Genomic DNA, 24,306 nt, shown 5'->3' with positions numbered 1-24,306 from the left:
AGGCGAACTGACAGGAAACATCACCGCCGCTCATCGCGCGGAGAGCCTGAAATTCACTTGTCGTTGGTGCCTGGATCAATACGAATCCAACCAACGAAGGACAACACCATGGCTGACAAGATCGTCATTCCCGCCACCAAGCGCACCGAGTTCGGCAAGGGCGCTGCCCGCAAGGCCCGCCGCGAGGACCTGATCCCGGCAGTCGTCTACGGCCACGGCGAAGACCCCATCCACGTGGTGCTCCCCGGTCACCAGACCCACCTGGCAGTGCGTAACCCCAACGCACTGATCACCCTGGACATCGAGGGCACCGAGCAGATGGTGATCCCCAAGGCCATCCAGCGCGACATCATCAAGCGCAGCATCGACCACATGGACCTGCTCACCGTGCGCCGCGGCGAGAAGGTTGTCGTCGACGTCTACGTCGAGGTCACCGGCGAGCCGGCCGTCGGCTTCGAGTGGATCCTGGAGCAGGCCACCGTCTCCGTCGAGGCCGAGGCCACCCACCTGCCCGAGCACGTCACCGTGGACATCACCGACCGTGACGAGAACGCCCTGCCGGAGCACATCGCGCTGCCCAAGGGTGTCACGCTGGCGATGACCGACCTGGAGTCCCCGGTCGTCTCCATCCACGAGCCCGTCGAGCAGGACCTGGGCGACGAGGAAGAGACCACCGAGGAAGAGGCCGCCGAAGGCGAGACCGCCGAAGGCGAGTCCGAGGAGAACGCCGAAGGCGAAGAGAGCTGAACCAGCTGAGGCTGGAACTCCACTAGGCTCGAAGCATGGCTTCAGAGACGTGGTTGATAGCGGGACTCGGGAACCCCGGGTCCCGCTATCGTCATACCCGGCACAATATCGGGCACATGGTGCTCGACGAACTCCTCGAGCGCATGGACGCGAAGTACACGCGGACCAAGTTCGGGGCCAAGGCCGTCACCGCCCGACTCGGGGCCGGCGGGCCGAAGGTGGTCTTCGCGGTCTCTGAGGGCTACATGAACCTCTCCGGCAAGCCCGTGCGAGGGCTGATGGACTACTTCTCCGTGCCCACACAGAGCCTGGTCGTGGTCCACGACGAGCTCGATCTGGACTTCGGACGTGTGAAGCTCAAGCGCGGCGGATCCGAGGGCGGGCATAACGGGCTGAAGTCCATCACCTCCCACCTCGGCGGTGACCGGGACTACCTGCGGGTGCGCGCCGGAGTCGGCAGGCCCCCCGGCCGCATGGACAGCGCCGACTACGTGCTGCAGAAGTTCAGCGCCGCCGAACAGAAGGAGCTGGGCATCTTCATCTCCCGGCTCGCGGACGCCGTGGAGCTGCTGGTCTCCGAGGGGCTGCCCGCCGCTCAGAACGCGGTGCACTGAACTGGCTGGTGGATGGATCTCGCCGCCGCCACCGAACCTCCTGCCGGACTGCACCTTCTCGGGGATACCGACTTTTCGGGGCGCGCCTTCCTCGCGCCGCAGCCTGCTCCTGACATGCCGTGCTGTACCGGCCCCGAAGGGGTTCCCTTTCCTGGACGAATGCCTAAAATGGGGTCAGTTCTTGGCGCGAGGATGGTTATGGATTCCGAGGAACTGCGTGTTGCTGACCTGCCGCCGTACGAGTTCAGATTCACCGGCGAGGTGGGGGAATCCCTCGCGAGGACCCTCCGGGTGCTCAGCTCTCAGCAACGGCTCCAGACCCTGCTGGATGCCAGCAACGTGGTGGTCAGCGATCTGGACCTGGAGCGGGTGCTGCGGCGCATCGCCGAGGAGGCCCGGAGAGTGGCGGACGCGGAGTTCGCCGCATTGGGTGTCCTCTCCGCGGACGGGAGTCTTGAACGATTCATCCACGTGGGGGTGCCGACCCAGCAGGCCGCGAAGATCGGAGACCTGCCGCGCGGGCTCGGCGTCCTGGGCGCAGTCATAGAGAAACAGCAGCCGATCCGGCTGGATGACCTCACTGCCGACCCGCGGTCCGTAGGCTTCCCCGCTCACCATCCGCCGATGAGCAGCTTCTTGGGGGTCCCGATCACGATCGGAGGTGAGGCCTACGGCAACCTCTACCTCACCAACCGAGCCGATGGGCCGTTCACCGCAGAGGACGAGGAACTGGTCACCGCTCTGGCGGCAGCGGCCGCGACGGCGATCAGCAACGCCCGGCTCTACGAGGAGACCCGGCGCGCCCAGCAGCTCAGCGTGGTCCTGGGGGATCTCACCTCGGCGCTGCTGGCCTCCGAGACCATCGACGTCTTCGGGGTCCTGGCCCAAGGGGTCATGACACTGACCGAGGCAGATTTCGCGGGCATCGTGACCTCCCATGGGGCAGGGCAGGAGCTGCGCATCGACACAGCTCGTGGTTCCGGGGCCTCACGCATCGAAGGCGACGTCCTGCCCTGGGTGGACTGCGCGGTCTCCCGCGCCATGGAGGGTGAGGCGAGCATCTCACCTCCCGATGGCACCGATGCCCCACCGTTCGGGGACCTCGTTCCGAGTTCCTCGGTGATCGCTGTCCCGCTGGTGGTCTCCGGCGACCGGATCGGGGCTCTCTGCGCCACCCGGGACGAGGCCAGGCCGGCATTCGGGGCTGCCGACCTTGCGCTGCTTGCCGACTTCGCGACCCAGGCAGGCCTCGCCGTCGCGCTCTCCTGGGCCCGGGTTGATCGGCAGCGGCTCAGCATGATCGAAGATCGCGCTCGCACAGCGCGCGACCTCCACGACCATGTGATCCAGCGGCTCTTCGCCACCGGACTCGGACTTCAGGCCTTTGCCTCAGCCCACCCGCGTCATGCAGCGACCATCGACCGACACGTGGCGGAGATCGACGCCGCGATCGAAGACATCCGCAGCGCGATCTTCACGCTTCGCACCCGAGACACCACCAGGACAGTTCAGCACCGGTTGCTCGACGTCGTCACGGAGCTCTCCACCGGGCTCGCTCAGGCTCCCCGGGTGAGCTTGGTCGGCCCGGTGGATGCCGCCATCACCGCAGACCTGGCTGATGACGTGATGGCGGTGCTGCGCGAATCCCTCGCCAACGTGACCCGCCACGCCAAGGCGACGAACATCGCGATCGAGATTCTCGCCGCAGCCCGGGAGGTCTCGGTCACGGTGGAGGACGACGGCGTGGGCCCCGGCCGCTGCGACGAGGCGGCCAGCGGAACCGCGAATCTCAGTGCCAGGGCGCGGGCTCGCGGCGGCGACTTCGAGCTCACACCGAGGCGGGGCGGCGGAACCCGGGCCCGGTGGCACGTCCCGATCCCATCCCAGGAGGATCGGTGAATCGGCGACCAGCACCGCTGGATCGGCTGCAGGCATCAGAAGGCCCCCCACATGGGGAGGCTCCCGTCCCGGGCGGCTTCTCCACAATAGGCCAGGTCTCTGGCGAGCCTGGAGCGTGTCTGATAGGACCTCTGGCCCTACACGGATAGTGGAGGTTCAGGGAGGCTGAGTCCAGCCCGCGACCCGCGAGAAGGGAATTCTGCTGTGATCATTGCTACACGCACCCGATCCGACACCAAGATCCATTCCTTGGTTCTTGCCGAACTCGAATGGACGCCGCAGGTGGATGCCTCGGAGATACGAGTCGAGGTGGAGGCTGGAATCGTCACCCTTACCGGAGAGGTCCGGGATCACTTCGAGTACCTGGCCGCCGAGCGTGCCATGCGCCGGGTCCACGGCGTCGTGGCGGTGTTCAACCGCCTGGAGGTCACACCACGCTCAGCCAGGTGGGTCACCGACCCCGACATCGCTGGCGTCGCTGAGCGGATCCTGACCTGGTCTGCCAACATTCCAGGCTCGGTCCGCTGCCGGGTGGAGGCGGGATGCATCACGCTCACCGGTCAGGTGGACTGGCATTTCCAGCGTGAGGCGGCGGAACGGGCCGTGGAGAACATCCGCGGCGTGCACACCGTCCGCAACGAGATCACGCTGATTCCCCGTCCGGCGGCCGATGACGCGGCGGAGACGATCCGCAGCGCCTTGTTCCGCAATCCGCAGATCGATGCGAGCCGGATCAGCGTCTCGGTGCGGGGGAACACGGTCATCCTCACCGGGTATGTGAAGTCTCTGACGCAGCGGGCCCAGGCAGACGCGGTCACCTGGTCCTCTCCTGACGTCGTCGCGATCGAGAATCGACTCAACGTGCGCCCCTACTGAGGCGCATGCATCAGCCAGGGGGCGTGATGTTTGACGGGCTCTATTTCTGGAACCTGATCTGGTCCTTCTTCACGCTGCTCTCACTGGTCTTCGTGCCAGTGCTCTTCGTGATGATCTACCTGAACACCAGGGGGCCCAGGGCCGGTCCCGGCCAGGCAGCAGGGCCTGCGGCCTCTGCCGGGAGAGCAGGGGCCGGAGCAGTCGAGGAGCACCCCGGGAAGCGGGCCGCATGAGCCCGGGGTCGCATCCCGCGGTCCATGCGGCCCCCTCCGTCGTCGAGCACTACGAGGTCCAGACCTCTGGGTCAGCCGCGACGGGAGATCCAGGCGCTGACCTCGCGGGCCTGCAGGTCCACGAACTTGCGCATATAGGGCTCGGCGGCCGTCTTGATCTTCTTCCCGACGATGGGGATGTTCACATTCACCTCGCCGCGCACCGTGGAGAGCGTCTCCTCGGCCCCACGGACGTGCAGGTTCTGCGCCGCCTGGGCGGTCACCGGGGCCGAAGCGATCTTCACCGCGGTGTCCGCCCGGCGGGAGCCGGCAGCGTCCGGGGCGCCCCAGGAGTGGGTCACATGCACGGTGACCTCGCCCTTGATGACCTTCTTGGCGACGTCCGGAAGCTTCTCCGCGGACATGGACTGCTCGGTGACGATCTCGAACGGTCCGTCCAGCGGTCCGACGACCTCGAAGCTGCGCAGCGAGGCACCGACCTTCTTGGAGAGGTGCTCGTTGAAGTCGCGGTCCGCGTAGGCCTCGATGATGTCCTGCGCGCTGTGCGGAATCACGAGCTCTGATTCAAGTGCCACTGGATGGTCTCCTCGTTGACGTCGTGGTGAAGGCGTTCTGCGACGGCGGTCACGGAACCTACCCATTGTAGAGTTGCACCAGTGACCATCATGACTCTTCTCCTGCTCCTCGGCGGTTTCCTGCTGCTCGTCGGCGGCGGTGAGGCCCTGGTTCGGGGCGCCGCGTCGCTGGGTCGCACGCTCGGCCTGTCCTCGCTGATCATCGGGCTCACCGTGGTGTCCTCGGCGACATCGGCTCCGGAGCTTGCGGTGAGCACCGGAGCGGCGCTGAGCGGCTCGCCCGGTCTGGCGCTGGGCAACGTGGTCGGCAGCAACATCGCGAACATCCTCTTCGTGCTCGGGCTGACCGCCATCTTCGGGGCCCTGGTGGTCAAGGTCCAGCTGATCAAGGCCGATATCCCGATCATGATCGGGTTCTCCGTGATTGCCCTGCTGATGGCCCTCGATGGGGGCATCAGCACCCTCGAGGGTGCCGTGCTGGTGGGCATGCTGGTGCTCTACCTGGTGGTCACCGTGGTGCTCGCCCGCCGCCAGACTCGGGGCGAGAAGTCCGACGCTCAGGAAGCGACAAAGGCTGAGACTGGGGCGGAGGCTGGCCCAGACCGGGCAGACGGCGCAGTCCGCGCAGAGCCGCTGGACGTGGACCGGGCGGTCGGCGGCGGTTCGGTGAAGCTGACCAAGAGCCTGCGCACCACCAAGCTGCGCTCGGTCATGGTGGACCTGGTGCTGCTCGCGGTCGGCATCGCGCTGCTCGTGGTCGGCGCCCAGATGCTGGTCTCCGCCGCGAGCACCATCGCGCTCTCCCTGGGGGTGAGCGACCTGATCATCGGGCTGACCATCGTGGCCATCGGCACCTCGCTGCCGGAGCTCGCCACCAGCGTCATCGCGGCGCTGCGCGGCGAGCGCGATATGGCGGTGGGCAACCTGGTGGGCAGCAACATCTTCAACATCGGAGCCGTGCTCGGGCTGACCGCGATCATCTCTCCCGACGGCGTGGAAGTCGCCGCCGCTGCCGTGAACTTCGACCTGCCGGTGATGATCGCCGCCGCCCTGGTGCTGCTGCCGCTGGCGTTCACCGCGGCCTCCATCGGCCGCCTGGAAGGTCTGGTCCTGGTGGCGCTCTACAGCGCCTACGTCGTCTACCTGGTGCTCTACGCCGCCGGACACGACGCGCTGCAGCCCTTCAGCGCCGCGATGCTCTGGTTCGTGCTGCCGATCACCGCGCTGTGGATCACGGCGCTGGTCGGATACGAGGTGGGGGTGCTGCGCACTCGCCGAGCCGCCCGAGCCGAGAGCCCCGGAGGCTCCTCGGGCCCCGCGGAGGCCGCCGAGGAGCCGGGCCGGACCGGGGCATCATGACCGTCGCACCGAGTATCCTGTGTGAGGCCTGAACTGAAGAATCTCAGCACTCGCCGAGACCCCGCCCGCGGAGCCCCGGCACCGATCTGCCTGTGAAACTGTCTGCGAAACTGTCTGCGAAACGAGGCGTCACTCTCCCATGGCTCTATCAGGTCTGCGCACCGCGCTCACGGCGAACCCGTCCTTCAAGCGCGTCGCCTCCGCTGCCGCGCACCCTGCCCGGGAGCGCACCGAAGAGCTGCAGATCGCCTCCACCACCGGGCTGCGCCCCGCGCTGATCGCGGAGATCGCCGCCAAGCTGCGCGGCACCAGTGCGACCGGCACGCTGCTGGCCGTCACGGCCACCGACCGGGAAGCCGATGAGCTGGCCACCTCGCTCGCCGCCTACGCCCCGGACGCAGCCGTGGCGCACTTCCCGTCCTGGGAGACGCTGCCCCATGAGCGGCTCTCCCCGCGCTCGGACACCGTGGGCCGCCGGCTCGGGGTGCTGCGCCGGCTCGCGCACCCGGATGAGGCCGGGGGAGTCCTCGACGTCGTCGTCGCCCCGGTCCGCGCGGTGGTCCAGCCACTGGTCACCGGGCTCGGAGACCTCGCCCCGGTGCGCCTTGAGGTCGGGGAGTTCGCGGACTTCGATCAGACCGTCGCCCAGCTCGCCGATGCCGCCTATTCCCGGGTCGACATGGTCACCCGGCGCGGCGAGTTCGCGGTGCGCGGCGGGATCCTCGACGTGTTCCCGCCCACCGAGCCGCATCCGATCCGCATCGAGTTCTTCGGCGACGAGGTCGAGCAGATGCGCTGGTTCGCCGTGGCGGATCAGCGCTCACTGGACACCGAGTCCACCGACCACCCCCAGGTGCTCGACGCCGCTCCCTGCCGCGAACTGCTGATCACCGAGGCCGTGCAGGCCCGCGCGAAGGAGCTCATCGCGCAGATGCCGCACGCCGCGGATCTGCTCACCAAGCTCGCCGAAGGGATCGCCGCCGAGGGCATGGAGTCCCTGGCCCCGGTGCTGGTGCCCGAGATGGTGCCCTTCGTGGAGCAGCTGCCCGCCGGCTCGCTGACCGTGGTGATCGAACCCGAGAAGACCCGGGGACGCGCCCATGACCTCGCCGCCACCAACGAGGAGTTCCTCGCCGCCGCCTGGTCCGCGGCCCCCGACGGTGCGGCCGCCCCGCTGGACCTCAGCGGGGCCCAGATCGGCAGCGAGCAGCAGGGCCTGGCCGCCGGAGGGTTCGCGAGTCTGGCCGAGACCCGGGAAGCCTCGATCGCCCACGGCGCGGGCTGGTGGTCGATGACCTCGCTGGGCCTGGACGAGGAGCTGGAGCAGGACGCCGACATCGTCTCCCTGGACTCCCGGGAGCCGATCGGCTACCGCGGCAGCGTCGAGGACGTGATGACCTTCCTGGGCGAGCGGGCCAAGGCGAACTGGACCGTGGTGGTGACCACCGCCGCGGCAGGCTCCGCACAGCGGGTCCATGAGCTGCTCACCGAACACGAAGTCCCCTGCGTCCGGGTGGACTCCCTGGACCAGCCACCGGCGCCGGGGACCATCACGATCTCCACCGCGAACGTCTCCGAGGGCTTCGCCGTGGACCCGCTGCAGCTGGCGCTGCTGACCGAGTCGGAGATGCTCGGGCGCTCCATCCGGCAGGACTCCGGCTCCGCACGGAAGGTGCCTGCGCGGCGTCGTCGTCATGTGGTGGACCCGCTGGCGCTGAAGCCCGGGGACTACGTGGTCCACGAACAGCACGGGATCGGCCAGTTCGTCGAGCTGATCCAGCGCAAGGTCGGCTCCCCGCAGGCGATCAAGGCGGGCACCGCCGGGATCCGGGAGTACCTGGTGCTGGAGTACGCCGCCTCCAAGCGCGGCGGCGCCAAGGATCGGCTGATGGTCCCCACCGACCAGCTCGACCAGGTCTCGCAGTATGTGGGCGGGGAGGCGCCCTCGCTGTCCAAGATGGGCGGCAGCGACTGGTCGCAGACCAAGCGCAAGGCGAAGAAGGCGGTCAAGGAGATCGCCGGCGAGCTGATCAGGCTCTACGCGGCACGCATGGCCTCCCGCGGGCACGCCTTCGGCCCTGACACGCCCTGGCAGTCGGAGCTGGAGGACGCCTTCCCCTATGCCGAGACCCCGGACCAGCTCACCGCCAGCGACGAGGTCAAGGCGGACATGCAGCGTGAGATCCCGATGGATCGGCTGATCTCCGGCGACGTGGGCTACGGCAAGACCGAGATCGCGATCCGTGCCGCCTTCAAGGCGGTCCAGGACGGCAAGCAGGTCGCCGTTCTGGTGCCCACCACGCTGCTGGTCTCCCAGCATTATGAGACCTTCACCGAGCGCTACGCCGGATTCCCGGTCCGGGTGGCCCCGCTCTCGCGGTTCCAGACCGCCAAGGAGTCCAAGGAGACGATGCTCGGCCTGCGGGAAGGCAGCGTGGACATCGTGATCGGCACCCACCGGCTGCTCTCCAAAGAGGTGGAGTTCCACGACCTGGGCCTGGTGATCATCGACGAGGAGCAGCGCTTCGGGGTCGAGCACAAGGAACAGCTGAAGAAGATGCGCACCAACGTGGACGTCCTGGCCATGTCCGCCACCCCGATCCCGCGCACCCTGGAGATGTCCATGGCCGGGATCCGGGAGACCTCCACCCTGGCGACCCCGCCGGAGGAGCGCCACCCGGTGCTCACCTATGTGGGGCCCTATACCGATAAGCAGGTCTCCGCCGCGATCCGGCGCGAGCTGATGCGCGAGGGTCAGGTGTTCTTCGTGCACAACCGGGTCTCCTCGATCGACGCCACCGCAGCCAGGGTCCGTGAGCTGGTCCCGGAGGCGCGCGTGGAGGTCGCCCACGGTCAGATGAGCGAGTCCCGGCTGGAGCAGATCATCCAGGACTTCTGGGAGAAGCGCTTCGACGTGCTGGTCTCCACCACGATCATCGAGACCGGTCTGGACATCTCCAACGCGAACACCCTGATCGTGGACCGCGCCTCCACCTACGGGCTCTCCCAGCTGCACCAGCTGCGCGGCCGGGTGGGGCGCTCCCGGGAGCGCGCCTACGCGTATTTCCTCTACCCGGCGGAGAAGCCGCTGGGCGAGGTCGCCCTGGAGCGGCTGCGTGCCGTGGCGGCGAACAACGAACTCGGCGCCGGCCTGCAGCTGGCGATGAAGGACCTGGAGATCCGCGGCGCCGGGAACATGCTCGGCGGCGAGCAGTCCGGGCATATCGCCGGGGTCGGCTTCGACCTCTACCTGCGTCTGGTCGGTGAGGCGGTGGCCGACTACCGCGGCGACGAGGAGGAGACCTTCACCGAGGTCAAGATCGAACTCCCGATCAACGCCCACCTGCCCCACGACTACGTGCCCGGCGAGCGGCTGCGCCTGGAGGGCTACCGCAAGCTCGCCGCGGCAGACACCGAGGAGAAGATCGCCGAGGTCATCACCGAATGGCAGGACCGCTACGGGGACCTGCCGGACCCGGTGACCAACCTGATCGAGGTGGCGAGGTTCCGCAACCGCGCCCGGGCCGCGGGCATCCACGACGTCGGCACCCAGGGCAAGTTCATCCGCTTCGGCCCGGTGGCGGAGCTGGCCGAGTCCAAGACCATGCGCATGGAACGCCTGTATCCGGGCAGCCAGCACAAGGTCTCGATGAAGCAGGTGTTGATCCCCAAGCCCAAGACCAGCGGGATCACCGGGGTGGAGCTCACCGACGGCGAGCTGCTGGCCTGGCTGAATCAGGTCTTCGAGGCGATCTTCCCGCCGGTGTGATCCGCCCTCCGGCGGCGCAGCGCGGACCGCGGCAGCCCGTTCAGCGGGCCTGAGAGCGGGGTGCGGTTGACCAGGATTCCCAGGCCCCAGCAGATGATCAGCGCGATCACGGTGCGCAGCACCGGGTTCTCCAGCTCGAAGAGCCGCAGCAACAGGTAGAGCACCATCGCGTGGGCGAAGACCACGAAGGTGGCGGTCTGCACCAGCTCGGAGATGACGACGCCGAGGACCCGCCCGCGCGGCGACTCGGTGCTGCGGTGGGTGGCAGCCCCGTCTGGGCCGGCTTCGGCCGGCCGGGGCCCGCCGAGCAGGGCGTTGACCGTGGTGGAGAACAGCAGCACCAGCCCGATGCTGATCAGCACGGAGACCGCGGGGGAGAGCAGGAAGGTGCCGAAGCCGGACCATTTGATGTTCATGGTCCCCGCGCCTGCGGCCAGGGCGCCGAAGCCGATGCCCAGGCAGAGCAGCCCGATCCAGGGCTTGCCCGGCAGGCTGAGTCCGCGCGGGGAGCGCATGAACCGGCCGAACCAGTGACCGGCGAGCATGAAGGCCATGCAGGCGGGGACCAGTCCGACGCCCAGTGGGGTGTAGGCCATGGCGGAGTCCGGCAGCTGGGCCAGGGTGAGACCCGCCAGGCCCACCGCCGCGCCGGCCCACCAGGGCAGGGCGAGCACCGCGCGCAGCAGCAGCGCGGCGAAGAAGAGCACCGAGATGAACCAGAACGCCAGGAACGGCATATCGGTGCGGGCACCACCGATCAGCGCCCCGCGGATGGTGCCAGGCTCGAACGGCCAGGGGGTCTGCGTCATCGCCAGGACGCCGGCGCTGAGCAGCAGGAGCCAGACCGCGTAGGGGACCGCGAGGCTGCGGGTGCGGGCCTGCAGCTCCCCACGCAGGGTCCTGGAGGTGGAGAAGAAGAAGCCCGCCAGGAAGAAGAACAGCGGCATCCGCCAGATCTGCAGATAGTCCGCCCCCGGCATTCCCGCCCAGGCGTGCCCGATGACCACGGCGGCCACCGAGATCACCCGCAGCAGGTCGATGCCGAGATTCCGGGCGCTCACGGGCCGCAGCGCCGGGGTGGTCATGGCAGTTCTGCGTGCGGGGTCAGCTGACGCGAGGGTCAGCGGACGTGAGGCTCCGCAGCCGATTCGCGGGAGGAGGCGGCCCGGGAGGCCATGGCGTCCAGCGGTTCACCATGCTCGCCGTGGAGGTCCTGCTGCTCCAGCGAGTCCGAGCGGCCGATGACCTCCTTGGCCACCAGGAACGACCCGGTGTAGAGCACGATGAAGATCAGACCGGGAAGCCACACCTGGTCCAGATCCCAGAAGTTCAGCGCGACGATCGAACCGACGAGCATCAGGAAGACCACGGAGAACGCGGCGAAGTTTCCTACGAAGTTGCCCTGGCCCGAATAGGCCTTGACCTTACCGTTGCTGATCATGTGCTCCCCTTAGGATGCGGTGCGGTCTGCTGGAAGCCTGACTCAGTAGTCTCCGGCAGCACCGGATGTGCTGGAATCTCTGTGCTCCACGATATCAAGAGAGGAGCTTGCGCCGATGCGTGTGGCGCCGGCGGAGACCATGGCCACGGCGTCGTCGTAGCTGCGGACCCCGCCGGAGGCCTTGATGCCCAGCCGGCCGCCGACCAGCGAGTGCATCAAGGTGATGTCGGCCAGGGTGGCCCCGCCTCCGGCGAACCCGGTGGAGGTCTTCACGAAGTCGGCACCGGCGGCCTCTGCGGCCCGGCAGACCAGCGTCTTGGCGGACTCGCTGAGCAGTGCGGTCTCCAGGATCACCTTCAGGATCGCGCCGCCGGCGTGGGCGGCATCCGCCAGCGCCCGGATCTGTGCTTCCACATAGCTGTGGTCACCGGCGTTGGCCGCCGCGATGTCCACCACCATGTCCACCTCCTGGGCACCGAGCTGGACCGCTTCCACGGTCTCGGCGAGCTTGGCCGCGGTGGTGGAGGCCCCCAGCGGGAAGCCGACCACGGTGCAGGTCGTGACCGGGCTGCCGGCGAGCTCGGCGGCCACCAGGGTCACCCAGCGCGGGTTGATGCAGACCGCGGCGAAGGAATGCGTCAGCGCCTCGGTGACGACCCGGCGCACGGTGGCCTCATCGGTGTCCGGCTTCAGGGCGGTGTGGTCGATCAGCGGCGCCATCTCGGCGGGGGTGGGGGTGTGGGTCATCAGGGGTCCTCAAGTCGGTGACATCAGTGGTGGTGGGGTGGGGTGAGGCTCAGCTGAGCATGGTCTCCATCGAGCTGCGCAGCTGCTCCAGACGCCCGGCGGCCTGCGCCCGGGCGGCACTGATCGCCTCGGGGGCGGCATCGACCCCGGGTGTGTCCGCGACCGCTTCCAGGTAGCACTTGACCTTCGGCTCGGTCCCGGAGGGCCGCACGATCACCCGGTCCCCGGCCTCGGTGAGGTAGATCAGCGCATCGGTCTTGGTCGCTTCGCTGAGCTCCGTGCCAGGCAGCGGGTCCTGGGTGAGGTCCAGGGACTCGACGACGGCGGAGCCTGCGATCTCCGCAGGCGGCTGGGCGCGCAGCGCCGCGGTGACCTTGCCCAGTTCGGAGAGGTCACCCACCCTGATGGTGACCTGCCCGGTGACGAAGACTCCTGCCTCGGCGGCGATCTCGTCCAGGGCGGCGACCAGGCTGGTCCCGCGGGCCTTCAGCGAGGCGGTCATCTCGGCGAAGATCAGCGCGGCCGAGACGCCGTCCTTGTCCTTGACATGCTCGGGGTCGACATTGAAGCCGATGGCCTCCTCGTAGCCGAAGCTCATGTGCTGGACCCGGGCCAGCCACTTGAAGCCGGTCAGCGTGGCGGCGTGCCCGACGCCGCGGACCTGGCACAGCCGCTGAAGCAGCCGGGAGGAGACGACCGAACTGGCCAGCACCGGAGCCCCGCCGTCGGCCTGGGGGCGCAGCGGCCCGCGCTCGAGCAGATGCCGGCCCAGCAGAGCCCCGATCTCATCTCCGGAGAGCTGCCGCCAGGCCCCGGCGACCTCGTCATAGACCGCGGCGGAGAGCCGGTCGGCGTCCGGGTCGTTGGCCAGCACCAGGTCGGCGTTGTGCGCCTCGGCGGCCTTCAGCGCCAGGTCCAGGGCGCCTGGCTCCTCCGGGTTGGGGAAGTCGGCGGTGGGGAAGTCCGGGTCCGGTTCGAACTGCTCAGCCACCGGGGTCACCGTGAACCCGCCGGCGCGCAGCAGCGAGGTCACCATCTCCCCGCCCACGCCGTGCATCGCGGTGTAGACCACGTGCAGCTCACGCTCGGGGTAGTTCTGCGGGTCCAGCAGCTCCAGGGCCTCGCGCTCGTAGCTGCGGCGGGCCTCCTCGGTGACCGGGTGAGTGGTGGCAGCGCCGGCCGGTGCATCAGCGTCGGCCGCAGCGCCGGCCTCGGGGGAATCGGCTGCGGCCTCGACGAGCTCGGCGATCCGGGCGGCGATGTCCTGATCCACCGGGGCCACGATCTGGGCGCCGACGCCACGCCCGTGCGGTTCCAGGAAGCGGGAGAGCTCTCCGCCGAGGTAGACCTTATACCCGTTGTCCTGGGGCGGGTTGTGACTGGCGGTGACCATGACCCCGATCTCGGCGTCGAGGACCAGCACCTGCCGGGCCAGCAGCGGCGTCGGGCCGGGGCGGGTGAAGAGATGGACCTCCCAGCCGGCGGCGGAGAAGATCTCGGCGGTGTCGGCGGCGAACTCATCGGACTGGTGCCGCGCGTCGAAGCCGATCACGATCTTGCGCGCCCCGCGGCTGAGCAGGTCCTGCGGGTTGTCCGCCTTGGTGCGGGCCTCGGTGAGCTGTTCCTCGGCGTAGCTGAGCATCCCGGCCGCGGTCTGACGCACCACCAGACGGTTCATCCGCAGCGGGCCTGGGCCCAGCTCGGCGCGAAGCCCCGCGGTGCCGAAGGCGAGCCGACCGGCGAAGAGCCGCTCCAGCTCGGTGGTCGCGGCGGTGTCGGAGGACTCCGCACGCTGGACCAGCTCCTGCAGCGCTGACCTGGTTCTGGGGTCCGGGTCCTGCTCGATCCAGCGGCGGACGGTGCCGATCAGCTTCTCGGTCATGGCGGTCTGCTCCCTCATTCGGGTCGGAGTATCGGGTCTGTGTTCACGGCTCGGGGTCTACGGGGTCCGGCTCAGGGGGCGAGGATGCGCCCGATCACCGTGGCCAGCAGCGCGGAGATCCGAGGCGCGGCCTCGCGCCCGGCGTCGAGGACCTCGGTGTGGCTCAGCGGCTCCGGGGAGATCCCGGCCGCCTGGTTGGTCACCAGGGAGATGCCGAAGACCTCCATCCCGGCGGCCCGGGCCGCGATCGCTTCCAGCGCCGTGGACATGCCCACCAGGTCGGCACCGAGGACCCCGGCCATCCTGACCTCGGCGGGGGTCTCATAGTGCGGCCCGGGGAACTGGGCGTAGACGCCTTCGGGCAGGTCCGGGTCGACCTCACGGGCAAGCTCGCGCAGCCGGGGGGAGTAGAGGTCGGTCATGTCCACGAAGTGCGCCCCGCGCAGCGAGGAGGTGCCGGTGAGGTTGAGGTGATCCGAGATCAGCACCGGGGTGCCCGGCTTCCACTGCGGGTTCAGCCCGCCGCAGCCGTTGGTGAGCACCATGGTGCGGGCCCCTGCCGCAGCGGCGGTGCGCACCCCATGGGCGACGGCGTCCACGCCCCGCCCCTCGTAGTAGTGGGTGCGGGCGCCGATCACCAGCACGTGCGCCCCGGAGCTGGTGCGGATGACCTTGAGCGTTCCGCTGTGCCCGGAGACCCCGGAGGAGTGGAAGCCGGGCACCTGCTCGGCGTCGATCTCCGCGACGATCTCACCGAGCTGCGCGGCGGCCTCACCCCAGCCCGAGCCCAGGGTGCAGGCCAGGTCGATGGAGTCGACCCCGGCCTGCTCGCGCAGCGCGCGCGCCGCAGCCTCCGCGCGCTGGTTCGCCGGGGCCGTGGGGTCATTGGTGGGAGTCAGCTCCGGCTGGGCGACCACATGGTCGTCGAGGCGGTCGCTGGTCGGGGCACTGGGCTGGGTCTGGACTCTGTCGTGGCTCACACAGCACAATCTACCGCCTGAGTCAGACACCGCGGCAGGCAGACGCGGCCGTGCGCGCCGCCGCAGCCGCGACCGGGGGTCGTAACCCTGGTGCGGCCTGCCCGAGGGTGAGCAGACCAGGGGCCCCGAAGCCGTCACATCCTCGTCCGGCGTATGACATTGCCCCGGCAACTGGGCAGAATGGGGCTGTGACTCCAACTAACTCGCGCCGACGCTTCGCCCCTGACCGCATCGCCATCCTCGGGGGCGGCCCCGGAGGGTACGAGGCGGCCATGGTCGCCGCCGACGCCGGCGCGGAGGTCACCATCATCGAGGAGAAGGGCCTGGGCGGCTCCGCGGTGCTCACCGACGTGGTGCCCTCCAAGACCCTGATCGCCACCGCGGACGCGATGCGCCGGGTCAACATCTCCACCGCCTTCGGCGTGCGCTTCGGCGAGCGCATGGGAGAGCGTGGCAACGGGTCCCAGACCGAGTCCGCCGTGGAGGCGGAGGCCTGGGCCGACTTCTCCAAGGTCAACGAACGACTGCTCAAACTCGCGCACAGCCAGTCCCGGGACATCCACGCCACCTTGGAGTCCTACGGGGTGCGGGTGATCATCGGGCGCGGCGCGCTGGTGCCCCCGCACAGCATCGAGGTCACCTCCGGCGCCCACGCCGGGGAGCAGATCGACGCCGACGCCGTCATCGTGGCCACCGGGGCACACCCCCGAGAACTGGCCTCCGCCAAGCCCGATGGGGAGCGGATCCTGAACTGGACCCAGGCCTATAACCTCACCGAGGTCCCGGAGCACATGATCGTCGTCGGCTCCGGGGTCACCGGCGCCGAGTTCGCCTCGGCCTACCGCCGGCTCGGCGCGGAGGTCACCCTGGTCTCCTCCCGGGACCAGGTGCTGCCCGGGGAGGACTCCGACGCCGCCACGGTGCTGGAGAACTCCTTCGAACGCGTCGGGGTCCACGTCGCCTCGCTGACCCGGGCGGAGTCCGTGCAGCGCACCGAGAACGGCGTCGAGGTCCGGCTGACCAACGGCGAGGTGCTCCAGGGCTCGCACTGCCTGATGGCTGTGGGCGGGATCCCCAACACCGCCGGGATCGGGCTCGAGGAGGCCGGGGTGGAGATCTCAGAGTCCGGTCACGTGCAGGTGGACACCGTCTCGCGGACCACCGCGAACAACATCTACGCCGCCGGGGACTGCACCGGGGTCATGCCGCTGGCCTCGGTCGCCGCGATGCAGGGCCGGGTGGCGGTGGCGCATATGCAGGGGGAGAGCGTGAAGCCGCTGAAGCTGCACCAGGTCGCCTCCAACGTGTTCACCTCCCCGGAGATCGCCACCGTCGGGGTCACCCAGGAACAGGTCGACTCCGGGAAGTACCAGGCCGATGTGATCAAGCTGGACCTGGCCACCAACGCCCGAGCCAAGATGATGAACATCCGCGAGGGCTTCGTGAAGATCTTCTCGCGCAAGGGCTCCGGCACGGTGATCGGCGCCGTCGTCGTCGCTCCGCGCGCCTCCGAGCTGATCTTCCCGCTGGCCCTGGCGGTCACGCATAAGCTCCACGTCGACGACGTCGCGACGACCTTCACGGTCTATCCCTCGCTGACCGGGTCGATCTCCGAGGCCGCCCGCCGGCTCCACCTGCACGTCACCGACCCCGAGGACTGACCCCGCATGAGCTCGAACACCCCTGGATCCAGCAGCGGACGCGCACCCACCGAGGTGGACGCCTTCGCCGAGGACTACTTCGAGCGGCTGCTCGCGCTGAACCCGGAGGAGGCCACGGTGCTGGGCCGCCCGGGGGTCGAGACGGAGTACGCCGACTACTCCCCGGCCGGCCGCGAGGAGGTCGCGCAGCTGCAGCGCGAGACGCTGACCCGGCTGGCCCAGCTGCAGCCCGCGGACCCGGTCGATGAGGTGACGCTGCACGCGATGGCCGAGCGCATCGGACTCGATGTGGCGCTGCACGACTCCGGGCGCACCGAGCTGAACAACCTCGCCTCCGCGCCGCAGGGAGTGCGGATGGTCCTGGAGCTGATGCCCGCCCAGACCGAGCAGGACTTCCGCCACATCGCCGGGCGGCTGCACAACCTGCCCGGCGCGCTCGAGGGCTACTGGGCCTCCCTGGTGCACTCCGCTGAACGCGGCCAGGTGCCGGCCCGCCGCCAGGTCCAGGCCGTGGCGCAGCAGTGCCGCAGCTACGCCGCCGAGGACGGCGCGCTCGCCGGCTACCTGCACAGCGGTCAGCAGGCGCAGGCCAGCTCCGCCACCGAGCAGGAGCTGGCCGCCGGCACCAACGCCGCGCAGCAGGCCTACCGGGTGCTCGCGGGGCGGCTGGAGCACGAGCTGCTGCCGCAGGCTCCAGAGACCGACGCCGTGGGCCGCGAGGCCTACCGGCTGCACAGCCAGTACTTCACCGGCACCGCCCTGGACCTGGAGGAGACCTACCAGTGGGGACTCGCCGAGCTCGCCCGGCTGGTCGCCGCCCAGGAGGAGGTCGCCGAGCAGATCAAGCCCGGGGCCTCGGTGGCCGAGGCCAAGGCGATCCTGGATGCCGACCCCGCCCGGCAGCTCTCCGGCACCGCGGAGCTGCAGGCATGGATGCAGCGACTCTCCGATGAGGCGCTGGCCGCGTTGAAGGACGTGCACTTCGACATCCCGGCCCCGATGGACGTCCTGGAGTGCATGATCGCACCGACCCAGGACGGCGGGGTCTACTACACCGGACCCAGCGACGACTTCTCCCGGCCCGGCCGGATGTGGTGGTCGGTGCCGCCAGAGGATGATCGCTTCACCACCTGGACCGAGACCACCACCGTCTACCACGAAGGTGTCCCCGGGCATCACCTGCAGATCGCCACCGCCACCCTGGTGAAGGACCGGCTGAACTCCTGGCGCCGGCACGGCAGCTTCGTATCCGGCTTCGCCGAGGGGTGGGCGCTCTACGCCGAGCAGCTCATGGCAGAGCTCGGATTCCTCACCGACCCCGGGGACCTGATGGGGATGTATGACATGCAGAGGATGCGCGCCGCGCGGGTGGTCTTCGACATCGGGGTGCACTGCGGCTTCGACGCCCCCGCCGAGCACGGCGGCGGGACCTGGACCCCGGAACAGGGCAAGGAGTTCCTGCGGGCCCACCTGCCGATCTCTCCCGCCCAGCTGGACTTCGAGTTCACCCGCTACCTGGGATGGCCGGGCCAGGCGCCGTCGTACAAGGTCGGGCAGCGGGTCTTCGAGCAGATCCGCGCGGACCGTGAATCGGCCGCCCAGCAGGCCGGTGAGACCTTCGACCTGAGGGCCTTCCACACCGAGCTGCTCGGCCTGGGCATGATCGGGTTGGACACGCTGCGCTTCGCCATGCGGCGATGAGGCTGCTTCCCGGTCGGTCCCGAGACTGGCCGGTCAGCCCTGCCGGGCAGATCCCGGCGGGCCGGGTGGAGCTTCGCCCGCTGGGACTCCACGACGAGCACCGGTTCATGGCGCTGCGCCTGCTCAACGCGGCCTGGCTGCAGCCCTGGGACGCCACCACCCCGGAGAACCCAGACCCCCGCGACTCCGCGGGCAGCTTCCGTCAGATGGCCCGGGCGCTGAACCGCAGCGCCCGCGCCGGAAGCCATCTGCCCTGGCTGATCTGGTTCACCCCGGCCGGTGAGCACCCTCGACTGGTCGGGCAGCTGACCGTGGGACCGGTGATCGGAGGCTCCGCCCGGACCACCTCCCTGGGCTACTGGCTCGATGAGGGACACGCCGGGCAGGGCATCACCCCGATGGCGGTGGCGCTCGCGGTGGACCATCTCTTCTTCCACCGTGGGCTGCACCGGGTGGAGATCGCGGTGCGTCCGGAGAACGCGCCGAGCCTGCGAGTTGTGGAGAAGCTGGGGTTCCGCGAGGAGGGCCTGCGGCTGCGCTTCCTGCACATCCACGGCGCCTGGCGGGACCACCGCTGCTTCGCACTGACCCGGGAGGAGATCGGCGCGGGTCTTGTGGCGCGTTGCCGCGGATAACAATCCGGTGTCAGATAGGCTCACCCTGTACTTCATGAAGGGCGGGGGCCAGAGATGCTGGGCATGGAACACACCGAGAGCGCTTTCCTCTCCGCTGTCCAGAGCCTGCCCATTCCCTCCTCCGCGCTCATCGCGCTGATCGCCGTGCTCTTCCTGGGGACCCTGGTCCTGCGCGGGCAGCGGCAGGCCAGCCACATCGAGGCGATGCCGCCGAGCAGCGCCACCGCCCACCCCGACACCGACCGAGGGGCGACCATGTCTTCCACCCACGATTCATCCCGCACCGGCTCGATCCCTGCCAGCGCCGGGAGAACTGATCCTGCGAAGGCCCGCGCCACCGGCGCTGAGACCTCCCCGGCTGAGCCCGGGCGGCCCGCGCAGCCTGAGTCGGGCGAATTCCACCTGCACTGGGGGCGCACCCTGGTGGCCCTGGTGGGCGTGCTCGCTGTGCTGACTGCCCTGGTCACCGGTGTCCTGGCCCCGCTGACCGCGATCCCGGCCGGTCTGCCGCTGGGCGCCGCGGGGGTCTTCCTGCTCAGCCTCATCGGGTTGCGCACCATGGCGGTGCTGCGCCGACGCAGCCGACGTCGGGCGCGCGTGCAGTCTGCCATCGAGGAGGCCATGAACCCGCTGCAGGCCCAGCCCTGGCAGCATCGTCCCGACGCCGGTCTCTTCGACGCGCTCAGCGCCGACCGGCGCGGCGCCGGCGGACCGAACTCGCTGCAGCAGACCGACGAAGACGGACTGCCGGTGGGGCTGGAACGCACCTTCGGCGCCGAGGTGCAGACCTCCGGCCCGGTGCTGGGCGAGGCCGGAGAGCCCGTCGAGCCCTGGCAGCCTCGCTCGGTTCCGCGCCCGAAGTACCTGGACCTGGACAAGGCGCAGCGGCAGGCACCGGAGGCGCTCGAGGTGCAGACCCCGGCTCCGAGCGGCGAGGTCAAGCTCACCCAGCAGCGCTTCCTGGACCCGCAGGCCCCCGTCGAGGAGCCCGCCGCTGCACAGCCGCTGAGCGCGCCGAAGCAAGATTCCATGGACATCGACGAAGTGCTCAAGCGCCGGCGCGCCTGATGTCCAGAGGCATGACTCCAGCAGAGCTGGAGGCCCGGCAGCTGGCGTTCATGGAGTCCTACGACGCTCATCCGCCGATCGCGGAAGCCATCCAGCACACCGGGGTCTACGCCACCAGCGTGCACCTGGAATCCCTGCAGCACCGTCCCGGCGCCGGAGTCACCGGGGTCTACCGGGTGGCGACCGGGCGACCGGTGATGCCGCGCGGAGGGCCTGCGGGGGTCTACACCGAGACCTCCGATCATGTGGATGAGCTCTACGTCGGGATGACCACGGAGCAGGTGCCCTCCGACGCCGAAGGGCTGATCCAGTCGCACAGCCCCTATGGCCGGCTCTCCATCTGGCAGCATCCGTTGGACCCCGCGCTGCCGGGGCTGCGCATCGCCACCGACCCAGACTCGGTCCGCAGCGTCTGGGGTGCCGGACGTGACCTGGTCAGCCTGGAGACCATCAGCTACCGGCCGCTGCGTCGTGCCGTGATCGCCGCGGAGTTCGACGACGGCACGCGGCTGTTCCTGAAGGTCCTGCGAACCCGCCGGGCGCAGCAGCTGCACACCCGGCACCAGCTGCTGCTCGATGCCGGTGTCCCGGCCGCGGTGCCGGTGCGCGAGCCGGTGCTCGACGTCGTCGCGCTGCGCGAGGGCCCGGGGGAGTCCCTGGCGGAGTATTTCCTCGCCGACGGCGGCACCGCCTCGGCCCCCGGGCTGTTCATCGACCTGCTCGACAAGCTTCCGGCGGAGGTCATGGCGCTGCCGGCCCGGGAGGCCTGGACCGATCGGCTCACCGCCTACGCCTCGGCCGCCGCCTCGGCGCTGCCGGAGGCGGCAGGTCGGATCCACACCTTGGTGGAGCACATCAGCGCGGTGCTGCCCAGGACGGATCGTGGGCCGGTGGTGCCCACCCACGGCGACTTCTACGAGGCCAACCTGCTGATGCGCGCCGGAGAGGTCTCCGCGCTCTTGGACGTGGACTCGCTGGGGCCGGGGCACCGGGTGGATGATCTCGCCTGCTTCCTGGGCCACCTTGCGGTGCTGCCGGCCGTGGATGCACGCTACGTGCACGTCCCGGCCGCCTTCCAGCGCTTCGCCGCAGGGTTCGCCGCCACCGTGGATGGTGCGGGTCTGCGCGTGCGCACCGCATCGGTGGCGCTGTCACTGGTGGCCGGTGCCCGGGACACGCGCCGGAGTCAATGGGAGGCTCAGGCGGAGCACCGACTCAGCTGCGCGGAAGCCGTGGTGGGCCTGGGGTCCCCGGATCCAGGGCTGCCGCAGTGGCCGGGGATCTAGGGCCGGCGCGGGTCAGCTGCGCATCCGGCGCTTGAGCCGGGTGAGCTTCCGGCGCAGGTCAGCCGCGGCCTCGGCCTTGCCCTGACGCATGAGCGCCTCGATCTGGCCCTCCAGCGCCTCGGCCATCAGCGCAGGGCTGGCCTCACGCTCATCGGTGGACATCCGGAAGATGGTCTCGGCCTCGTCGGCCCGTCCCATCTCCAGGAGCACCTTCGCGGCGAAGACCTCGGCGTCTCCGGCGCCGTCCTCATCTCCGGCCTCGGTGAAGAGGTCAGCGGCCTCCAGACCGGCGGCCACCGCCTTGGTCCCCTCACCCAGCGCCGTCCACCCGCGGGCCAGCGAGTCGGTGATATCGGCGCGCTGCCAGGTGGTCCCGTGCTCGCGGGCCAGCGCGAGCGCCCGGTTCAGGTGGTCGATCCCGGTGTGATCCTCGGTGCGGGTGAGCAGGTGGCCCAAAGAATGCAGCGCCTGCAGCAGCACCTGGGGGTCCAGGTCCTCACTGTGCTCCACCAGCTTCAGACCTCGTTCATAGTGTCTGCGCGCCACGTCGAGGCGTTCCAGCGACGCCGCCAGGGCGCCGGCGGCGAGATGGGCACGGGCGGCCTCATCGGTCTCCGCGATCTCCTCGAAGAGCTCAGCGGCCTCGTTCCAGTGCGACATCGCCTCCAGGGGACGGTTCATGTGGGTCACGGCGTGACCGAGCCCCATCAGCGCACGGGCTCGGGTGGACCGGTCCTCCTCGGATCCGCCCAGGCGGACCGAGAGGGCATCGAGGACCTTCTCGGCCTCGGGATAGTCATCGAGCTCCAGGAGCTGCTGGCCCAGCGCCAGGCTCAACAGTCTGGACTCGCGGAACTCGCCGAGCTCAGCCTGCGCCACGGCGACCCGCCAGGCCAGCACCGAGGCCTCGCCGTCGTCGTCTTCCCCGGTCAACCCCGCCAGCAGCGCCGCCGCCGAGGCCGCCCCCTTGCGCACCCGGGCTGCGGCGTAGAGCTCCACAGAGCGCAGCGCGGACTCGATGGCCTCACGGTTGCGGTCCTCATGGTGGTGGATCGTGGCCTGCAGCATCGCCATGGCTCCATGCACGGCGCGATTCGCCGGGGCGGCGAGTACCAGTTCGGCGGTCCTCAGCGCCTGGTCGGTCTCTCCGGTGAGCAGCAGGGTGTGCGCCAGGAACATCCGGGCCCCGGCCAGCGCCTCCGGCCGGTCCAGGGTGGTCAGGATGGTGCAGGCCTCCTGCACCAGCGGCAGCGTGGGCTCCGGTCCCGCATCCTGAAGTCGTCGCACCGCGAGGGAGGAGAGCACATCGGCCAGCTCCACGGTGACCCGGCCCGCGGAGCGATCCTCCGCGCGCAGATCCTCGGCGACCCGGGAGAGGATCTCACCCTCCACCCGGTCCGGCTCGCGCAGCAGCATCGCCCCGAGGTCGTCCTCCACCCGGGCCTGGCGGAACCGGCCCAGCTCGCGCAGCAGACTCAGCCGCTGGGCGATGTAGCCAGCCGCCGCGGCCGAGTCACCGCGCATCTCATGGACACCGGCCAGGATCCGCAGCAGCATCAGACGATTCTCCGGGTCCTCGCCGCCGGGGGAGCGCAGTCCCGCCTCGGCGGCCTCGGCGGCTGAGCGGTACCGTTCCCCGTAGGCGCCTTCGTAAGCGAGGTCCAGCCAGCCTTCGGCATCAACAGCGGGCACAGTCGTGCCGCCGGCGGCCTCGAGGAGTGCCGACAGACGCGGAATCAGCGGACTCGTCATCTGCACCAGAGTAACGCCGAACCGCTGCCGTCGTAGAATGAGGCCCATGACTTTTCCCCCCTCGACGCCTCGGCGTGTCCGCGGCGTCGCGGGGTCCGCGGCGGTCGCGATCGCCGCCGCCATCGCCGTGACCAGCTGTTCCCCGCCGCCACCGGCCGAGGAACCTACCGGGAGCGCCGCGGAGCGGGCCTGGACGATCGCGGTGGGCGAGCATCCGCTGGATCAGACCATCGCCAATGTCTACGCCCTGGCGCTGAACTCCCGTGACACCCCTGCGGTGGTGGAGACCTCGGAGCGCCGGCCCGCGGAGGCGATCACCGAGGGGGGCGGCGACATGTTCATCGGGCGGTCCATGGCACTGGCCCGGCAGGTCGACCCGGAAGGCTTCGTCGAGCTGGAGCAGCCGAGCTCCTCGCAGCTGCTGGGCGTGATCGGGGACGGTCTCGATGAGCAGGCCACGCTGTTGGAACCGAGTGCCGCCGTGCTCGGGAGCTCGCTGGTGATCACCTCGGTCACCGCCGAGCTCAACGACATCGCCACCGAGGGGGAGGTGGATGACCCTGCCTTCGCCGAGGCCTGCGACGAGCTGCGCATCGGTGTGCGCCCGAACCTGCCCGAGCCGGAGCCCCTGCTGGCCGAGGTCTATGACTGCGAGCCCGCCGAGATCGTCGTCGCCGGAGAGGCTGAGCTGCTTGAGGGTGTGATCACTGCCGAGCTCGACGCCGCCATCCTCACCACCTCCCACCCCGGGATCCAGGAGCAGGCGCTGATCGCGCTGACCGACGCCGAGCGGGCCTTCCCGCAGGAGCAGTTCGTCCCGGTGGTCTCCGCGGAGATCGCCGAGGAGGTCCCACCGGTGGCGACGGAGCTGGCGCAGGCGCTGAATGAGGAGGCGCTGGTGACGCTGCGCCGGCTCACCGACGGCGAGCAGGGGCTCAGCCCGCAGGAGGCCGCAGAGTACTGGCTGGTCCAGGAAGGATTTGTCGCGGAGCCCGAGGACTGGGGCTGAGCCGTCGGTGTACCGGGCGCGTGGTTGGCGTCGCGCCGCGGGTGCGAAGCCGTCGTCGCACCGGGCGCGGCA

General features: G+C 69.8%; 20 protein-coding genes. 13 read left to right on the top strand and 7 right to left on the bottom strand.

Annotated features, from left to right (window positions below; translation table 11 throughout):
* Positions 1 to 108: 108 nt before the first annotated feature.
* From HNR11_RS00435 to HNR11_RS00415, 5 genes are all read left to right on the top strand, one after another.
* Complete coding sequence (locus HNR11_RS00435) at positions 109 to 747, top strand: 50S ribosomal protein L25/general stress protein Ctc (RefSeq protein WP_179440635.1); 639 nt, start codon at positions 109 to 111, stop codon at positions 745 to 747.
* A gap of 35 nt (positions 748 to 782) precedes the next feature.
* Positions 783 to 1,361, top strand: coding sequence for an aminoacyl-tRNA hydrolase (pth, locus tag HNR11_RS00430; protein WP_179440634.1), 579 nt, complete (start codon positions 783 to 785; stop codon positions 1,359 to 1,361).
* Positions 1,362 to 1,559: 198 nt separating this feature from the next.
* Positions 1,560 to 3,260 (top strand): GAF domain-containing protein, encoded by a 1,701-nt coding sequence (locus HNR11_RS00425; RefSeq protein ID WP_179440633.1) that lies wholly within the window; start codon positions 1,560 to 1,562, stop codon positions 3,258 to 3,260.
* 204 nt (positions 3,261 to 3,464) lie between these two features.
* Positions 3,465 to 4,136, top strand: a complete 672-nt coding sequence (locus HNR11_RS00420; protein ID WP_179440632.1) for a BON domain-containing protein — start codon at positions 3,465 to 3,467, stop codon at positions 4,134 to 4,136.
* Between the two features lie 5 nt (positions 4,137 to 4,141).
* Positions 4,142 to 4,369: a hypothetical protein gene (locus tag HNR11_RS00415; protein WP_179440631.1), complete on the top strand. Its 228-nt coding sequence runs from the start codon at positions 4,142 to 4,144 to the stop codon at positions 4,367 to 4,369.
* Positions 4,370 to 4,440: 71 nt separating this feature from the next.
* Here the strand turns inward: HNR11_RS00415 and HNR11_RS00410 are convergent, their stop codons facing one another.
* Complete coding sequence (locus tag HNR11_RS00410) at positions 4,441 to 4,944, bottom strand: DUF2505 family protein (RefSeq protein WP_179440630.1); 504 nt, start codon at positions 4,942 to 4,944, stop codon at positions 4,441 to 4,443.
* A 90-nt stretch (positions 4,945 to 5,034) separates the two neighbouring features.
* Here HNR11_RS00410 and HNR11_RS00405 point away from each other — a divergent pair, with 90 nt between their 5' ends.
* Together HNR11_RS00405 and mfd are read left to right on the top strand one after the other, a co-directional pair.
* A complete protein-coding gene (locus tag HNR11_RS00405) occupies positions 5,035 to 6,303 on the top strand; it encodes a calcium/sodium antiporter (protein ID WP_218849712.1) in 1,269 nt (422 codons plus the stop codon).
* A 139-nt stretch (positions 6,304 to 6,442) separates the two neighbouring features.
* A complete protein-coding gene (mfd, locus tag HNR11_RS00400; RefSeq protein ID WP_179440628.1) occupies positions 6,443 to 10,072 on the top strand; it encodes a transcription-repair coupling factor in 3,630 nt (1,209 codons plus the stop codon).
* Here mfd and HNR11_RS00395 read toward each other — a convergent pair.
* From HNR11_RS00395 to HNR11_RS00375, 5 genes are all read right to left on the bottom strand, one after another.
* Positions 10,039 to 11,157, bottom strand: a complete 1,119-nt coding sequence (locus HNR11_RS00395) for an acyltransferase family protein (RefSeq protein ID WP_179440627.1) — start codon at positions 11,155 to 11,157, stop codon at positions 10,039 to 10,041. The genes mfd and HNR11_RS00395 overlap by 34 nt on opposite strands.
* A gap of 35 nt (positions 11,158 to 11,192) precedes the next feature.
* On the bottom strand, positions 11,193 to 11,513 hold the full coding sequence (locus HNR11_RS00390; RefSeq protein ID WP_179440626.1) for a hypothetical protein: 321 nt from the start codon (positions 11,511 to 11,513) through the stop codon (positions 11,193 to 11,195).
* A 42-nt stretch (positions 11,514 to 11,555) separates the two neighbouring features.
* Positions 11,556 to 12,260: a deoxyribose-phosphate aldolase gene (gene deoC / locus HNR11_RS00385; RefSeq protein WP_179440625.1), complete on the bottom strand. Its 705-nt coding sequence runs from the start codon at positions 12,258 to 12,260 to the stop codon at positions 11,556 to 11,558.
* 49 nt (positions 12,261 to 12,309) lie between these two features.
* Positions 12,310 to 14,142 (bottom strand): phospho-sugar mutase, encoded by a 1,833-nt coding sequence (locus tag HNR11_RS00380; protein WP_179440624.1) that lies wholly within the window; start codon positions 14,140 to 14,142, stop codon positions 12,310 to 12,312.
* Between the two features lie 71 nt (positions 14,143 to 14,213).
* The gene (locus tag HNR11_RS00375; protein WP_179442781.1) at positions 14,214 to 15,041 is read right to left on the bottom strand and encodes a purine-nucleoside phosphorylase; all 828 of its coding nucleotides are present in this window, start codon (positions 15,039 to 15,041) and stop codon (positions 14,214 to 14,216) included.
* Positions 15,042 to 15,394: 353 nt separating this feature from the next.
* Here HNR11_RS00375 and HNR11_RS00370 point away from each other — a divergent pair, with 353 nt between their 5' ends.
* The 5 genes from HNR11_RS00370 (at position 15,395) to HNR11_RS00350 (ending at position 21,473) form a co-directional block, all read left to right on the top strand.
* Entirely contained in the window at positions 15,395 to 16,783 is a 1,389-nt protein-coding gene (locus HNR11_RS00370) for an NAD(P)H-quinone dehydrogenase (RefSeq protein ID WP_425488269.1), read from the top strand.
* A 6-nt stretch (positions 16,784 to 16,789) separates the two neighbouring features.
* Positions 16,790 to 18,484, top strand: a complete 1,695-nt coding sequence (locus HNR11_RS00365; protein WP_179440622.1) for a DUF885 domain-containing protein — start codon at positions 16,790 to 16,792, stop codon at positions 18,482 to 18,484.
* Positions 18,481 to 19,119 (top strand): GNAT family N-acetyltransferase, encoded by a 639-nt coding sequence (locus HNR11_RS00360; protein ID WP_058887237.1) that lies wholly within the window; start codon positions 18,481 to 18,483, stop codon positions 19,117 to 19,119. The genes HNR11_RS00365 and HNR11_RS00360 overlap by 4 nt, the downstream gene beginning before the upstream one ends.
* Before the next feature lie 63 nt (positions 19,120 to 19,182).
* Complete coding sequence (locus HNR11_RS00355; protein WP_179440621.1) at positions 19,183 to 20,187, top strand: hypothetical protein; 1,005 nt, start codon at positions 19,183 to 19,185, stop codon at positions 20,185 to 20,187.
* A gap of 11 nt (positions 20,188 to 20,198) precedes the next feature.
* Complete coding sequence (locus HNR11_RS00350; RefSeq protein WP_179440620.1) at positions 20,199 to 21,473, top strand: phosphotransferase; 1,275 nt, start codon at positions 20,199 to 20,201, stop codon at positions 21,471 to 21,473.
* 12 nt (positions 21,474 to 21,485) lie between these two features.
* On the opposite strand, the gene HNR11_RS00345 is transcribed toward HNR11_RS00350, so the two are convergent.
* The gene (locus HNR11_RS00345; protein WP_179440619.1) at positions 21,486 to 23,225 is read right to left on the bottom strand and encodes a tetratricopeptide repeat protein; all 1,740 of its coding nucleotides are present in this window, start codon (positions 23,223 to 23,225) and stop codon (positions 21,486 to 21,488) included.
* 46 nt (positions 23,226 to 23,271) lie between these two features.
* Between HNR11_RS00345 and HNR11_RS00340 the strand changes: the two genes are divergently transcribed.
* Complete coding sequence (locus tag HNR11_RS00340; protein ID WP_179440618.1) at positions 23,272 to 24,234, top strand: glycine betaine ABC transporter substrate-binding protein; 963 nt, start codon at positions 23,272 to 23,274, stop codon at positions 24,232 to 24,234.
* Positions 24,235 to 24,306: the final 72 nt, after the last annotated feature.

It is taken from the genome of Nesterenkonia sandarakina, from assembly GCF_013410215.1.
GTDB lineage: Bacteria > Actinomycetota > Actinomycetes > Actinomycetales > Micrococcaceae > Nesterenkonia > Nesterenkonia sandarakina.
The sequence above is the reverse complement of the archived record's forward strand: the minus strand, read 5'-3'. Positions and strand labels throughout refer to the sequence as shown.

What these genes read in the sequence shown, in the direction of transcription:
- HNR11_RS00435 (WP_179440635.1), top strand. Translation starts at nt 109, where the DNA reads ATGGCTGACAAGATCGTCATTCCCGCCACCAAGCGCACCGAGTTCGGC.
- pth (WP_179440634.1), top strand. Translation starts at nt 783, where the DNA reads ATGGCTTCAGAGACGTGGTTGATAGCGGGACTCGGGAACCCCGGGTCC.
- HNR11_RS00425 (WP_179440633.1), top strand. Translation starts at nt 1,560, where the DNA reads ATGGATTCCGAGGAACTGCGTGTTGCTGACCTGCCGCCGTACGAGTTC.
- HNR11_RS00415 (WP_179440631.1), top strand. Translation starts at nt 4,142, where the DNA reads ATGCATCAGCCAGGGGGCGTGATGTTTGACGGGCTCTATTTCTGGAAC.
- HNR11_RS00405 (WP_218849712.1), top strand. Translation starts at nt 5,035, where the DNA reads ATGACTCTTCTCCTGCTCCTCGGCGGTTTCCTGCTGCTCGTCGGCGGC.
- mfd (WP_179440628.1), top strand. Translation starts at nt 6,443, where the DNA reads ATGGCTCTATCAGGTCTGCGCACCGCGCTCACGGCGAACCCGTCCTTC.
- HNR11_RS00395 (WP_179440627.1), bottom strand. Translation starts at nt 11,157, where the DNA reads ATGACCACCCCGGCGCTGCGGCCCGTGAGCGCCCGGAATCTCGGCATC.
- HNR11_RS00390 (WP_179440626.1), bottom strand. Translation starts at nt 11,513, where the DNA reads ATGATCAGCAACGGTAAGGTCAAGGCCTATTCGGGCCAGGGCAACTTC.
- deoC (WP_179440625.1), bottom strand. Translation starts at nt 12,260, where the DNA reads ATGACCCACACCCCCACCCCCGCCGAGATGGCGCCGCTGATCGACCAC.
- HNR11_RS00380 (WP_179440624.1), bottom strand. Translation starts at nt 14,142, where the DNA reads ATGACCGAGAAGCTGATCGGCACCGTCCGCCGCTGGATCGAGCAGGAC.
- HNR11_RS00370 (WP_425488269.1), top strand. Translation starts at nt 15,395, where the DNA reads ATGGTCGCCGCCGACGCCGGCGCGGAGGTCACCATCATCGAGGAGAAG.
- HNR11_RS00365 (WP_179440622.1), top strand. Translation starts at nt 16,790, where the DNA reads ATGAGCTCGAACACCCCTGGATCCAGCAGCGGACGCGCACCCACCGAG.
- HNR11_RS00360 (WP_058887237.1), top strand. Translation starts at nt 18,481, where the DNA reads ATGAGGCTGCTTCCCGGTCGGTCCCGAGACTGGCCGGTCAGCCCTGCC.
- HNR11_RS00355 (WP_179440621.1), top strand. Translation starts at nt 19,183, where the DNA reads ATGGAACACACCGAGAGCGCTTTCCTCTCCGCTGTCCAGAGCCTGCCC.
- HNR11_RS00350 (WP_179440620.1), top strand. Translation starts at nt 20,199, where the DNA reads ATGACTCCAGCAGAGCTGGAGGCCCGGCAGCTGGCGTTCATGGAGTCC.
- HNR11_RS00345 (WP_179440619.1), bottom strand. Translation starts at nt 23,225, where the DNA reads ATGACGAGTCCGCTGATTCCGCGTCTGTCGGCACTCCTCGAGGCCGCC.
- HNR11_RS00340 (WP_179440618.1), top strand. Translation starts at nt 23,272, where the DNA reads ATGACTTTTCCCCCCTCGACGCCTCGGCGTGTCCGCGGCGTCGCGGGG.